Here is a 12,458-nt window from a genome sequence, read left to right as displayed (position 1 = left end):
CTGGTCGACGCGAACGCGATCGGGCAACGCCGCTGGGCACTGGAGTGGGCGGTGATCCTGCGCGGGCCGTACCACGACGAGCCCCCGGGTTGGGTCCCACTCGGCCGTCACGGCCTGCAGGTCCGGGCAGCCCGGTCGGGCACGCAGCGCGCGTACGACGCCGCGGGCGCTCTGGATCTGCTCCTTCATCCGGTGGATCCGCACCGCTACGTGTCCTGGTGACAGCCCGAGCGCGTCGGCGACCTCGTTGCGGGCGATCTCGCCGGTCTCCTCCAGCCACCACAGCGACAGCAACTCCTGGTCGTCAGGGTCGAGCCAACGGGTCGCCTCAGCGACCTCGCGTCGCTGGTCGGTGAGGCCGAGCCGGAGGATGGTCATGCCCGCGAAGTCGGAGGCGGGGTCGGGCACGTTGTGGATCGCGTCCAGCCCGGCGTCGCGGTTGAGCGCGACGCGTCGGCGCTGTTCCCAGTCGCGCACCTGGCGGATGGCGATCGCCACCAGCCACGATCGGTACGCCGCCGGGTCGTTGAGCGCGGGCAGGTACCGGATGACCCGTACCAACGTCTCCTGGACCACGTCGTCGACGTCGGCGTGACCGCGCAGCGCACGCCCGACGATGTTGTAGACCAGCGGCAGCGAGGCCGCGACGACGTCGTCGAGGGCGCGCTGGTCGCCCTGTCGGGCCGCGACGACCAACCCGGCATCGGGTAGTGCTCGACCGGCTGGCGACATCTGCGTCACTCCTCGTGTGCTCGTCCGCGCGGCGCCCACGCTGCGCGTTGACCGCCCTCAGGATCGGAGACTGGCAGCGTCGAGTCGGATTACAGAATTGTCGGGCCGCCGACGGGCCGATGGCCACCCAGGGCCGTGGGCAGCGGATCGAGCGGCATTGGTCCGTGTGGCATCGTACTTTCGGCTAGTAAATAGTCGGTCTTTCGGGTAGCGTTCACGCCATCAAGTGAACGACATGACGCGGTGGTGAGGCCCGTGATCGTGGCCTTACGACAGCGCACCCTCGCCCGTACGTGCGCCCCGGCGGCTGCCGGTTCGGAGATCTCTTCCGGTCGATCCGATCGCCGGGCGCCTCCGGAGAGGACCACCCCCCATGGCCAGCATCGTCGGAACAGCAACCAACACTCTCCTCCACCGGCGCAGCAGTGACCAGAGCCCGGACGACCTCCTGGCCATTCTGGCGGCGACTCCGGCCGACGACCCTCGCCGCCCAGCGCTACGGGACCGCGCCATCGAGGCATGGCTGCCGCTCGCCCGACACCTGGCCCGCCGCTACGCCGGGCGAGGCGCCGCCGACGAGGACCTGACCCAGACCGCGTCGGTCGGGCTCATCAAGGCCGTCGACAACTTCGACCACAACCGGGGCGTCGACTTCACCGGGTACGCCATTCCCACCATCATCGGCGAAATCAAGCGGTACTTCCGGGACCGCACCTGGGCGGTGCGCGTGCCCCGCCGCCTTCAGGAGCTACGCCTGTCGATCAGCGCGGCGAACAGCGTCCTCACCCAGACCCTCGGTCGTTCGCCGACCGTGGCCGATGTCGCGGCGTACCTGGGCCTGACCGAGGAGACAGTGCTGGAGGGTCTGGAGGGCGCGCGCGCCTACCGGGCCACATCGCTGTCCACTCCGATCGGGGACAACGGCAACCGGGAACTCGCCGACACCCTCGGCGGCGACGACCACGAGTTCGACCTCGTGGAGCTCCGGGTCGCCCTCGGCCCGGCCCTCGCCGCACTGCCGGAGCGCGAACGCGAGATCCTGAGCCTGCGCTTCCACGGAAACCTGACCCAGGCAGAGATCGCCGACCGGGTCGGTGTCTCGCAGATGCACGTCTCCCGACTGATCACCCGATCGTTGGCCACGCTGCGTCGCCACCTCTCCGACGACAGCGTTTCCTGAGATCGCTCAGAGCTGGACGACTCGGCCCACCCGTGGCGGCGTACGGCCCGCGAGCACGTCGAGCCACGCCTCGCGGAGGGCCTCCGGACCCACCCCCACCTGGACGTCGAGCCACCCGCCCACGACAGCGGTGAAACGTTGCCAGGCCTCGGTGAACCGTCTGTCGAGACCGTCGCGGCCCCAGTCCTGGCTGCGCTTGCGCATCTGGACCGGCGCGAAGAACACCTCCTCGGCGGCGTCGGCGTTCGGTGTCTGGTTGGTGAGCCCCACCGCGATGTCCCGGACGAGCCGGTCGCCGAGGTGCCGGCGCAAGGTGGCACGGGTCGAGGGCGCGCCGGACAGGTCGAGGTAGACGGTCGGGACGGCATCGACACCGTCGATGTCGTCGTACGAGACGACCTCGTCGTAGCAGCCCAGCGACCGGGTGAAGGCCAGGTTGCCGGGCGACGTGAGCCCGACCAGGCGCGGTCCGCGACCGCGCAGCTCGAACGCGGCGGCGTACGCGGTCTTGCTCGACGCCGACGACACGAGCAGCGACTCGGCACCGTAGAAGTCGTTGTCGACGACCTGGTCGGCCAGCATGAACGAGGTGAAGAACAGCGGCCGGAACAGGATCAGCAGGTCCTCCTGGTCCGGCTGGTACGCCGGGTCACCGCTCGTCGACCGGTACGCGTTGTACGGCGACGGCAACTCGGCCCGGTGCGGGCTCGCGTCGCGGAAGCCGGAGGCGTCCACCCGGTCGGGACGCACCAGCAGGTGACCCGCGGGCGGCAGGTATCCGTAGACCCGCTGCCCCACCTCGACGCCGGCAACCGTCGAGGCGACCACCTCGGCGAAACCCCAGAGCGGCGGCAGGCCCCACTGTGGCCCGAGCACACGGGACGCCGGCGGGAAGAACTCCCAGTAGCGCATCGCGTCGCCGAGCACCGCGTAGGTCACGTTGTTGGCGGTGACTCCGACGCGATCCACCCGCAGCACGGCTTCGCCGTCGGCCGCGACCGGCGCGGCACCGTCGACGAGCGTGGTCTGCCCGAGGTCGTCACGCGTCACCGCGAAGGTCCATGAGTCGGCCATGAGGTGACGCTAGACACGAGCACGAGGGGAGACAAGTGCACTGCGAGTGCAAAATCCCACTTGCTCGGTCAGGAGCGGTTCGCGGCCAGATCGCGCAGGTGCGCCAACGGCAGGTGCGGCGGCCGCCACTCCACGAAAAGAGCCGTCGCGTCGTCCTCGAGCGTGTCGTCCTGGTAACCGACGACGGCGCGTACCAGCCGACGCATCGTCTCCGGGCTGGGCAACTGGTCGTTCAGGGCCCGATTGACGAAGTCGACCAGCCGGTCCAGCCCGAACTGCTCCCCGTCGGCGCTGCGCGCATCGGTGATGCCGTCGGTGTAGCCGAGGATGCGGTCGCCCGGGTGCAGGTCCTCCACGTGCACCCTCGGGCGACGGGGAGAGAGGTGGCCCAGGCCGAGCGGCAGCGCGGTCGGCCCCGGAAGCTCGCGAATGGCCTTGCCGTCGCGCAACAGCATCGCGCCGGGGTGACCCGCGTTGATCATGCTCAGCCGGCCGGTCCGGCGGTCCAACTCGGCGAGCAACCCGGTCGCGAAGAAGTTCGGGTGCTCGGATCGCACCCACCTGTCGATGCTGATCGCCGTGTCCACCAGGTCGAGGCCACTCCGGCGGGCGTTGCGGTACGCGCTGACGACGAGTGAGGCGATGGTGCTCGCCTTGATGCCGTGCCCGCACGTGTCGAAGAGTCCGACGCTGAGCACGTCGTCGTTCAGCGCGTAGTCGAAGATGTCGCCGCCGACGTCGTAACACGGTTCGAGGATGGCGGTGATCACCAGGTCGTCGGTCGCGAAGGTCAGCGGTGGGAGCAGGCCCCACACGATCTCGGCTGCTACCTGCATCGGGAGACGACGCCGCATCCGCTCGACCACGTCACCATAGAGCCGGCGGTTGACCAGGATCTGAGCGACGTTGACCGCCACCTCCCAGGCTGGGCTGTCCATCGTCTCGGTGGCGGCCTCCGGCGAGACGATCTCCAGCACACCCATCCGCTCGCACCCGAGCAGCAGGGGGACCCAGATCCGATCGGGGTTGTCGGGCGCGCGCTGGATGTCGAGGGTGGTGAAGGCCCGGCCGGCGAGGGTCGTCTCGACCGACTGCTCGGCTCGGACCAGGCCGCTGCCGAGCAGGGGCACGAGGAGAGACTGCGTGTAGTCGGCCAGATAGATCACGATCTCGCTGGCGTTGATGGCGGGAGCTGCCCGGGCTACCAGCTGGGACAGCTCGTCCGGCCCACCTCGGGGCGCGTTGAGCTGCAGCCAACGCACCACCTCGCCGACGTCACCCACGGCACCACCTCCCCTGCCTACAGGAGCACGTAGCGCAGGTGGTGAGGCTACCTCGCCGCGGCGCGTTGCCCGCGGGCCGATCGCCCACCCCCGGCCGGCCGTTGCTCGCGCACCTCAGCTGCCTCACCCATCTCATGAGTTCTGCAACCTTTGCGAGCTTGGTATGCAAAGTCCGATTGAGCAACCCCTGTGTTCCGTGCGGCCGCACAACCGCCGCACAACTGGCGTCCGGTGAGATGCCTTCGCGAAAGGGCACGTAGTGACAACCAAACTGATCCGCCATCCGCGCCGCGCGCTACTGTCCGGACTGGCGGCCATCGCCGCCAGCAGCACAGCCGCCGCCGTACTGATCTTCAGTGGCACAGGCGCGAGCGCCGCCGAAGCACCGGTGGGCCTGGGAACGGCCGCGAACTTCTCGGTGCTGGCCGGCACGACCGTCACCAACACCGGGCCGAGCTTCCTCGCCCAAAGCCTCGGCGTCAGCCCCGGCAACACCGCGCCCGGGTTCCCGCCCGGAGTCGTGGCCGGTGAGATTCACCTCGGCGACGCCGTCGCCCTGCAGGCCAAGAACGACCTGACCACCGCCTACAACGACGCGGCCGGTCGGACCCCGTTCACCAACCTGCCCGCGGAACTGGGCGGATCCACACTGATCCCCGGGGTCTACCGGCTCGGCGCCGCGCAGCTGACCGGAGCCCTGACGCTCAACAGCCAGGGTGACCCGGCAGCGGTGTTCATCTTCCAGATCGAGTCCACCCTCATCACCGCGTCCAACAGCAGCGTGGTGTTCATCAACGGCGCCTCGCCCTGCAACGTCTACTGGCAGGTGGGCAGCTCGGCCACGCTCGGCACCGGCACCCGTTTCATGGGCAACATCCTGGCCCAGACCTCGATCACCATGGACACCGGCGCCACCCTCCAGGGCCGCGCCCTGGCACAGACCGGCGCTGTCACCCTCGACACCAACACCATCAACGCTCCCGTCTGCCTCCAGCCGACCGGGACGCCCACCCAGACCCCGACGGGCACACCGACGGGCCAGCCCACCGGCACTCCGACGGGCCAACCCACTGGGACACCGACGGGCCAGCCCACCGGCACACCGACCGGTCAGCCCACGGCACGACCGACCCGTACGACGCTGCCCGTCACCGGTGCCAGCGGCGGCAGCTCCCTGCTGCCCGTCCTGACCGGAATCGGTAGCGTCGCCATCGCCAGCGGCGGAGCCCTGCTGCTCCTCTACCGTCGCCGGAGGTTCGAGTCCTGACCGATGTGCCCCGGCGGCCGGTGACCAGCCGGCCGCCGGGGCAGCACCACCAACGGTCATCCACCGCGCTCGCCCGATGGCGGAACCTCCACCATCGCGGCCAGGAGAGCAGGCACCGGCACCGTGGCGAAACCCACCCGGGCGTCACTCGCCCCGTAGGGCAACCACAGCTCGCCGTCGTGCACGAGCCCACCGCAGGAGTAGACGACGTTGGGGACGTACCCGTCCCGGTCGTCCTCCTCAGGTGCCAGGAGCACGCCGGGTAGGTGCGCGACGATCCGCTCCGGTCGGTGCAGGTCGAGCAGGAGCGCGCCGATCGCGTACCGACGCATCGGACCGACACCGTGGGTCAGCACGAGCCAGCCGACGTCGGTCTCGATGGGAGATCCGCAGTTGCCGACCTGGATCAACTCCCAGCTCTCGGCCGGAGCGTGCAGCGGGACCGGGGCCTGCCAGCGGTTCTCGCCGTCCAGGGTGGTCAGGCCGATGGTTTCGCCGTCGGCGCGGCACAGCGCCAGCTGCCGGCCGCCGACGGTACGCGGGAACAGCGCGATCCCCTTGTTGCGAGCGCCCGGACCACGCATCGGAGTCATCTCGAAGCGGCGCAGGTCGTCGCTGACCAGAGTGCGGGTGGCGATGCTCCGGCCGTCGTAGGCGGTGTAGGTGGCCCGGTACACCGGCCCGGACTCGTCGACGAACCGGACGAACCGCGCGTCCTCCATGCCGTTGCTCTCCGCCGGGGAGGCTGGCCAGAGCACCCGTTGGTGCAGAGCCGTGTCGGCGGGGAAGGCCGTGGCGTAGCTACCGGCGTTGGTACGACGTAGTTGTTCGACGGTGCCCATCCCGGTGCTACGGGTGAGCAGATCGGACGGCAGTGCGCCCAGCACCCGCTCGAAGGTGGCCTCGTCGTATCGCTCGGGCAGGGCATCCAACACCGTGGCGGTGACCTCGTTGTCGCAGTCCTCCTCGGCCAGGCCGGCGACGAGCAGGTCCCGACGGTGCCGCACGCCCATCCGCTGCCCGACGACCAACGGGCCGGCCCGGTCGGCGACCGCGAGCTGTCGCCCGGGTCCGATCACCGCGGTAGCGAATCCGATGGACGACACGTGCCCCTCCCCGACCTGACGCAGGCTGACCGCGACGCGCAGCTGCCCGTTGCCGAGATCGGTCTGGTCCGGGTGGGCCACCATCGACGGGTTGCACAGGGCGGCGGCCTCGACGGCGTACTCGTGGCTGAAATAGGCGCCGACCAGCAGGCGGCTGGTCGGCGAGAGGTCTCCGGCCCGAGCGGCCCGGTGCCGGACCAGGTCGTAGTGGTGGTGGAACGTGCCGGCCAGGTCGCGGTGCCGGGCGCCGAACCGGTCGAACGTGTCCCGCAGCAGCCGGCCGGTCTCCTCGTCGTCGAGGTGCGCGACCCGGTCGATGAGCGCCCGCGCGCGGGTGCGGACGACCGCGGCGTCCTCACCGGGAACGAAGAGCTTGATGATGACCCGGCGTGGATCCGGGGTGAGGGTGACGTCCTGCCGGACGGCCAGACTCCGGGTCACGACCACCGCCGGGCGTGTTGCAGCGTGGAGATGAGCGCGAGGGTGGACTCGGCGCCCTGGTTGAGGTTGGGCCCGTGCGCGGTCAACCCGTCGTAGCCACCACCGGTCGCCGGATCCCACATCGGCGTGCCGAGGTCGTTGTCGCCGAGGAACCACCCCACCGCCTGCCGCACCCCGGCGTCCCACGCGGGATCCCCGGTGACTGTGGCCGCCGTGGCGCAGGCGTCGGCGAAGGCGGCGACCTCGATCGGCTGCTGGTCGTGGTGCAGCCGGACGGCACCGTGCCGCCAGCCGCGAGCGGGTACGACCGACAGCCGCCCGTCGCGGAGCTGGACGTCGCGCAGCCAGCTCAGCATCCGCAGCCCGTCGTCGAGGGGCGGGCCACCCTCGCGTAGCTGGCTGGCGGCGATGACCACCTCGGCGAGGGCGGCGTTCGCGTAGGTCAGCTCCTGCCGTGGCCACGGCCAGCGCGGGTCGGACCCGGCCCGGCCGACCGCGGCTGCCGCGTCCGCCAGCAGCGACGCCGCGGCGACGTGGCCCGGGTGGCGGCGGAGCACCTCGGCCGCGCCCAGACCGGCGAAGGCCATCGTGTGCGGCGCTTTGGCGCGTCGGCTGGCACCCCGGCTGAAGGCGACCAACGCCTCCTCCCGTACCCAGGGGGCGGGGCTACGGGCGATGGCCGTGCCCAGGCCCCACAGCGCCCGACCCCACCAGTCGCCCAGCCCTGGTTCGTCGGCCCAGCGCCGGTCGTGCCCGAGTCGGTTGCGGAACGCGCCGCCGGTGTCCTGAGCGTGGGTCAGGAACGCGAGGTAGCGCTCGGCGAGCCGGAGCAGCTCCTCGCTCGGTTCCGGCTCCCGGCTGACGACCACCAGGCCGCGGGCCACGTCGTCGGTGCAGTAGCCGTGCTCGCGGCGGACGATGGCGTGCCGGGCGTGCTCGAACAGACCGGTGTCGTCGCTCAGCCGGGCCAGGTGCGCGAAGCTCGGCGCGGGTGCCTTTACCCAGCGCCCACTCGTCGAGGTCCAGGGGCGTCCGGTGGTCGCGGTCATGCCGGCACGGCGCTGACGGCGGGTGAGCGGGCCTCGATGAGTCCTTCGGCGAGGGTGCTGTAGCGGGCCGCCACCGCAGGCCACCGCAGGTGCGCGGCCAACGGGCGGACCCGCCCGGCCAACCGGGCGGACAGACCCGGCTCGGTCAGGACCCGCCGGATCGCCTTCGCCAGCGCCGCCGGGTTCTGGTGGGGTACGACCAACCCTGGCCCACCGGTCAGCAGCTCGACGGCGTGCGGGAACGCCGTCGCCACGACGGGCACCCCGGCGGCCACCGCTTCGATGAGTACGCCGGAGGTGACCTGTTCGCGGGAGTCGTAGGGCAGGACGACCACGTCGGCGGAGCGGATCAACCGGCCCAGCGCCTCCTGGTCGTGGTAGACGTCCTGGTAGTCGACGGCGTGCGCGACGCCCAACTGGGCGCCGAGCTGGTGCAGCCCCGCCCGGTACGCCTCACCGTGGTGCTCGATCACCTTCGGGTGGGTCCGCCCGGCCACCGTGTAGGTGGGAGTCGGTTCCAGATCCTGCAACCGTGCGAGGGCCCGCAACGACCACTCGATGCCCTTGCCCGGCCCGAGCAGCCCCCAGGTCAGCAGGTGCGGACGGGTGCGCCGATCGACGGGCACACCGGCGAGCTCGGCGGCTCCGTGCGGGATGACCGTCACCTTGCCCGCCGGCACGGCGTACCCGACGAGCAGCCGGTCGCGGGCCGTGTCGGTCATCGTGACGACCGCGCCGGCGGTGGCCACGATCTGCTCCAGCAGGGACTTCTGCCGGGCGGAGGGCTGTCGGAGCACGGTGTGCAGGACCACGATGCTCGGCACGCTGAGCCGACGCAACAACGGCAGAACGTCCTCGCCGTCGGTGCCGGGGTAGATGCCGTACTCGTGCTGGACGATCGCCACGTCATACGCGTTCAGAGCGGCCGCCGCGTCCCGCCAGCCGGCTGGGGTACCCGCCGACCAGGTGTGCACGACCCCGGGCACGGGCCGTTGGTCGTCGCCCTGGCCGGCGACCCGGACGATGCCACCCGGTGTGCCGTCGGCGGTCAGCTGGGCCGCGAGGGCCGCGTTGAAGGTGGCCAGTCCGCACCGGGTCGGTGGGTGGGTACTGAGGAATCCATAGCTGGGCATGAGTGTCGGGCCTTCCGGTTGTCGGCCACCCCTGGAGTACGGGGGCGAGCCTCACGCGAGGCGGCGCACGCCGGCCAGCGTGTGTGACCGGCGGAACGGGTGGTTCAGTCGTGGACGAGCTGGTCGTAGACGGCGAGGTAGTCGGTGACCATCCGGTCCGCGCCGAAGCGCTTCCGCGCCTGCTCCCGGCACTCCACCCGATCGAGGCTGGTGGCCCGGGTGACCGCTTCGACAGCCTGGTCGACGGTGTGCACGAGGAAGCCCGTGACCCCCTCGTCGACGACCTCCGGCATGGACCCGCGCTGGTAGGCGACGACAGGTGTGCCACAGACCATCGATTCCACCACCGACAGCCCGAACGGTTCGTCGAAGGCGATCGGGTGCAGCAACGCGGTGCTGCCACCCAGCACCTCGGCGCGCCGACGCGGGCCCACCGACCCGAGGAAGACGACCTGGTCGCCGTCGATGTGCGGGGCCACCTCTTCGGCGAAGTACCGCTCGTCCTGCACGATCCCGCAGATGGTCAGGGGCCGGCCGGCACGGCGGGCGATCTCGATGGCGGTGTGGGTGCCCTTGTCCGGGTGGATCCGACCGAAGGCGGCCAGCCCGGGGCCGGCCTCGCTGGTGAACGGCAGCCCACCGACGTCGACTCCGTGGTAGACCGTGGCGACGTAGTCGAGCTCCGACGCCCGATCGGCGTCGGAGATCGACACGTACGACGAGCGGGCTCGGGCGTAGGCGGGCAGGATCCCCGCGCCGGAGAAACCGTGCACTGTGGTCAGCAGCGGAGCACGGCAGTGCTCCGCGAACGCCAGGGGCAGCCAGTCCAGGTGACTGTGCACCAGGTCGTACTGCGCCGAGCGGGCCATCGCGTGGGAGACGTGCATCGCCTCCCACACCCGACCGTCCAGGTCCGGGTCGTCGGCGTACCCGCGTGGGCACACCCCGTCAAGCTGTGCGGAGGTGACGGAGTCCAGTGTCGCGAAGAGCGTCACGTCAACGCCCCGGCTGACCAGCCCTTCGGCGAGCAGGCCGGTCACCTGCTCCCACGGGCCGTAGTGGTGCGGGGGCGTACGCCAGGCGACCGGCCCGAGCAGCGCCACCCTCACGGAGAGGCCGCGTCAACGAGATCAGCTGGGTTGAGGTGCAGGGTGGCGAGCAGCCCGGAGTGCTTCGCCGGGTCCACGCGCTCCGGCAGCTCGCGCTCGACCCAGTCCGCTCGGGCCTGCTGGCCCCGGTCGCGAAGTGCGGTGATGATCCGGTCCCTGGCGATCCTCATTCGGTGCTCCCCTGGTAAAGGCGTTCCTGGTAAAGGCGTTCGAAACGATCGTTCGCACGGACGGTCGTGCGCACACGCGCAGGTCGGATCCGGACCACCGAATGTGGCGACCGCGATGACGGGCGAAACCCGACGGCCGGGACGTGGCCGGCAAGGGGCCGACACGGCCAGCAGGTCGCGCTGGCGGGAACGGCGATCGATAACGCCCCTGACGGGCTGGTGGCGACGGCGTCTGGCGGCCACCGGGGTCCCGGGCGACATGTCCACCGTACGCCCTCTCGACGTGCGGCTACACAAGCACCGCTGCCGGACCGACCAACGTCGGGCGCGTACCGGACGGTTTGGCCACCGTGCCGGCTGAGTCACCGGATGGAGGCCAGCCAGCAGCTTTGCCCTGGTTATGGTCGAAATATCACTAGGATCGAGGGGTCAGGGCAGGTAGGCGGGCAGCTGATGACGACCGACCAAGCGGTAGGGCTGGCCCGCGAGGATGAAGGGCCCCAACGGGCGACCCTGCTGGAACTCTTCCTCGACCTGGTCTTCGTTGCCGCACTCGCCCTGACATCACGAACCCTGGCCCAGCGTCTCGACTGGGTCGGGGTCTTCGAAACCGTGGTGCTGTTGATGGCCGTCTGGTGGGTCTGGGCGGCCAGCGCGCTGTCGACCGAACTCCACCACCCCGGTCGCCCCCCGATCTTCGCGATGACGCTGTGGGTGATGTTCGGGACGATCCTGATGGCGGGTGCGCTGCCCGGAGCCTTCGCAGGGCATGGCCTGATCTTCGCGGGCGCGTACGTGGCGATCCAGGTGGGGCGCGGTGCGTTCCTCGTCGCCGTGCCAAGCGGCCTCCTGGCGCAGCAACACTTCGGTCGGTTCATGTTCTGGTTCGCGGTGTCCGCGGTACCGTGGCTCGCCGGCGCCTTCGTGAGCGGTCCGGCGCGGGGCCTGTTGTGGACCGCCGCGCTCGTTGTCGACTACGCGGTTGCCTGGCTTCGTTACCCCACACCGAGGATCGGTCGTCTACCCGCACCCCGCTACGCCGTGGCTGCCGACCATCTGGCGGAGCGGTACCAGCAGATCTTCACGCTCGCCCTCGGCGACCTCATCCTCATCATCACCCTGACCTATGCCGCCCACGACCTGACCCTCGACCGGACGGCGGCACTCCTGGTCGGTTTCACCACGGCAGTGCTGCTGTGGCAGATCTACGTCCACCGCGCCGGGGCCCTGCTGAAAGCCGCCATCGAGGCCTCCCGGGACCCGGGCGGGTTCGTACGCTCCGCGCCCAACACCCACCTACTCATGGTGGCCGGCATCGTGGCCGCCTCCGCGGGCTTCGAAGCCGTCATCGCCCACCCCGCCGAGAGGGCGTCGCCGTGGTTAGTCGGCGTCCTTTTCGGCGGGCCTGCGTTGTTCCTGCTTGGACGTGCCCGGTTCGAGTACGAGGTGTTCAGTCGCGTCTCGCCGTCTCGACTGCTCGCGCTGCTCGTGTTGGCGGTCGCGGGCCCCGTCCTGGTGCTCACCCCGGCACTGGTGGCCGGCCTCGCAGCGACCCTGGTGCTCGCCGGGGTCGCCGTCGCCGACAGCATCCGGGCCCACGGGAACCCGCCCGAACCGCCGATGCCCTCGACGTAGTCGAGGATCAGGGCTCGAGCACCACCTTGCCGGCCCGACTGCGGGTTTCGGCGAACACCAGTGCGGTGGAGACCTCGCCGAGCGGGTAGCGGGCGGCGATCTGCGGCACGATCACTCCCTGCCGCAGCAGGTCGAGCACGATGCCGAGGTCGCCGCGCAGGCGACGCCGGAACGAGGCGCGTCGGCCCCTTGGCCTTGCGCAACGACAGCGCCGCCGACGCGACCGCCCGTACGTTGTCCATCGCTGCCACGAGATCGTGGTCGGCGGGGAACTCCTCC

General features: G+C 70.9%; 11 protein-coding genes and 2 pseudogenes. 4 read left to right on the top strand and 9 right to left on the bottom strand.

Going from position 1 to position 12,458, the window contains the following annotated elements:
- Positions 1–93, top strand: a pseudogene (locus ACWCO3_RS22535) (DUF4272 domain-containing protein); the annotation flags it as partial.
- An 87-nt stretch (positions 94–180) separates the two neighbouring features.
- Here ACWCO3_RS22535 and ACWCO3_RS22530 read toward each other — a convergent pair.
- Positions 181–732: pseudogene (locus ACWCO3_RS22530) on the bottom strand (RNA polymerase sigma factor); the annotation flags it as partial.
- Between the two features lie 373 nt (positions 733–1,105).
- Here ACWCO3_RS22530 and ACWCO3_RS22525 point away from each other — a divergent pair.
- A complete protein-coding gene (locus ACWCO3_RS22525; RefSeq protein ID WP_145786117.1) occupies positions 1,106–1,912 on the top strand; it encodes a SigB/SigF/SigG family RNA polymerase sigma factor in 807 nt (268 codons plus the stop codon).
- 6 nt (positions 1,913–1,918) lie between these two features.
- Here ACWCO3_RS22525 and ACWCO3_RS22520 read toward each other — a convergent pair whose 3' ends face one another.
- Positions 1,919–2,986, bottom strand: a complete 1,068-nt coding sequence (locus ACWCO3_RS22520; protein WP_450011841.1) for a DUF2855 family protein — start codon at positions 2,984–2,986, stop codon at positions 1,919–1,921.
- A gap of 68 nt (positions 2,987–3,054) precedes the next feature.
- Complete coding sequence (locus tag ACWCO3_RS22515; protein ID WP_145786115.1) at positions 3,055–4,269, bottom strand: PP2C family protein-serine/threonine phosphatase; 1,215 nt, start codon at positions 4,267–4,269, stop codon at positions 3,055–3,057.
- A gap of 259 nt (positions 4,270–4,528) precedes the next feature.
- On the opposite strand from ACWCO3_RS22515, the gene ACWCO3_RS22510 reads away from it, so the two are divergent.
- On the top strand, positions 4,529–5,536 hold the full coding sequence (locus ACWCO3_RS22510) for an ice-binding family protein (protein WP_450011839.1): 1,008 nt from the start codon (positions 4,529–4,531) through the stop codon (positions 5,534–5,536).
- A 56-nt stretch (positions 5,537–5,592) separates the two neighbouring features.
- On the opposite strand, the gene ACWCO3_RS22505 is transcribed toward ACWCO3_RS22510, so the two are convergent.
- From ACWCO3_RS22505 to ACWCO3_RS22485, 5 genes are all read right to left on the bottom strand, one after another.
- Complete coding sequence (locus ACWCO3_RS22505; RefSeq protein ID WP_450011837.1) at positions 5,593–7,083, bottom strand: glycoside hydrolase family 130 protein; 1,491 nt, start codon at positions 7,081–7,083, stop codon at positions 5,593–5,595.
- A complete protein-coding gene (locus ACWCO3_RS22500) occupies positions 7,080–8,132 on the bottom strand; it encodes a glycosyltransferase (RefSeq protein ID WP_145786113.1) in 1,053 nt (350 codons plus the stop codon). The genes ACWCO3_RS22505 and ACWCO3_RS22500 overlap by 4 nt, the downstream gene beginning before the upstream one ends.
- A complete protein-coding gene (locus tag ACWCO3_RS22495) occupies positions 8,129–9,265 on the bottom strand; it encodes a glycosyltransferase (protein ID WP_145786112.1) in 1,137 nt (378 codons plus the stop codon). Before ACWCO3_RS22495 ends, ACWCO3_RS22500 begins: the two co-directional genes overlap by 4 nt.
- Positions 9,266–9,369: 104 nt before the next feature.
- Positions 9,370–10,374, bottom strand: coding sequence for a glycosyltransferase family 4 protein (locus ACWCO3_RS22490; RefSeq protein WP_358162037.1), 1,005 nt, complete (start codon positions 10,372–10,374; stop codon positions 9,370–9,372).
- On the bottom strand, positions 10,371–10,544 hold the full coding sequence (locus ACWCO3_RS22485; protein ID WP_167524987.1) for a hypothetical protein: 174 nt from the start codon (positions 10,542–10,544) through the stop codon (positions 10,371–10,373). Before ACWCO3_RS22485 ends, ACWCO3_RS22490 begins: the two co-directional genes overlap by 4 nt.
- Before the next feature lie 369 nt (positions 10,545–10,913).
- Between ACWCO3_RS22485 and ACWCO3_RS22480 the strand changes: the two genes are divergently transcribed.
- The gene (locus tag ACWCO3_RS22480) at positions 10,914–12,179 is read left to right on the top strand and encodes a low temperature requirement protein A (protein ID WP_450011833.1); all 1,266 of its coding nucleotides are present in this window, start codon (positions 10,914–10,916) and stop codon (positions 12,177–12,179) included.
- Positions 12,180–12,186: 7 nt separating this feature from the next.
- Here the strand turns inward: ACWCO3_RS22480 and ACWCO3_RS22475 are convergent, their stop codons facing one another.
- Positions 12,187–12,318 carry a hypothetical protein gene (locus ACWCO3_RS22475; protein ID WP_450011831.1) on the bottom strand — a complete coding sequence of 44 codons (132 nt, stop codon included), beginning with the start codon at positions 12,316–12,318 and terminating at the stop codon, positions 12,187–12,189.
- Between the last annotated feature and the right edge of the window lie 140 nt (positions 12,319–12,458).

It is taken from the genome of Micromonospora sp. NPDC002411, from assembly GCF_053592955.1.
Note: the sequence above shows the minus strand (reverse complement) of the source record. Positions and strands in the feature narration are given on the sequence as shown.

What these genes read in the sequence shown, in the direction of transcription:
- ACWCO3_RS22525 (WP_145786117.1), top strand. Translation starts at nt 1,106, where the DNA reads ATGGCCAGCATCGTCGGAACAGCAACCAACACTCTCCTCCACCGGCGC.
- ACWCO3_RS22520 (WP_450011841.1), bottom strand. Translation starts at nt 2,986, where the DNA reads ATGGCCGACTCATGGACCTTCGCGGTGACGCGTGACGACCTCGGGCAG.
- ACWCO3_RS22500 (WP_145786113.1), bottom strand. Translation starts at nt 8,132, where the DNA reads ATGACCGCGACCACCGGACGCCCCTGGACCTCGACGAGTGGGCGCTGG.
- ACWCO3_RS22495 (WP_145786112.1), bottom strand. Translation starts at nt 9,265, where the DNA reads ATGCCCAGCTATGGATTCCTCAGTACCCACCCACCGACCCGGTGCGGA.
- ACWCO3_RS22485 (WP_167524987.1), bottom strand. Translation starts at nt 10,544, where the DNA reads ATGAGGATCGCCAGGGACCGGATCATCACCGCACTTCGCGACCGGGGC.
- ACWCO3_RS22480 (WP_450011833.1), top strand. Translation starts at nt 10,914, where the DNA reads ATGGAGGCCAGCCAGCAGCTTTGCCCTGGTTATGGTCGAAATATCACT.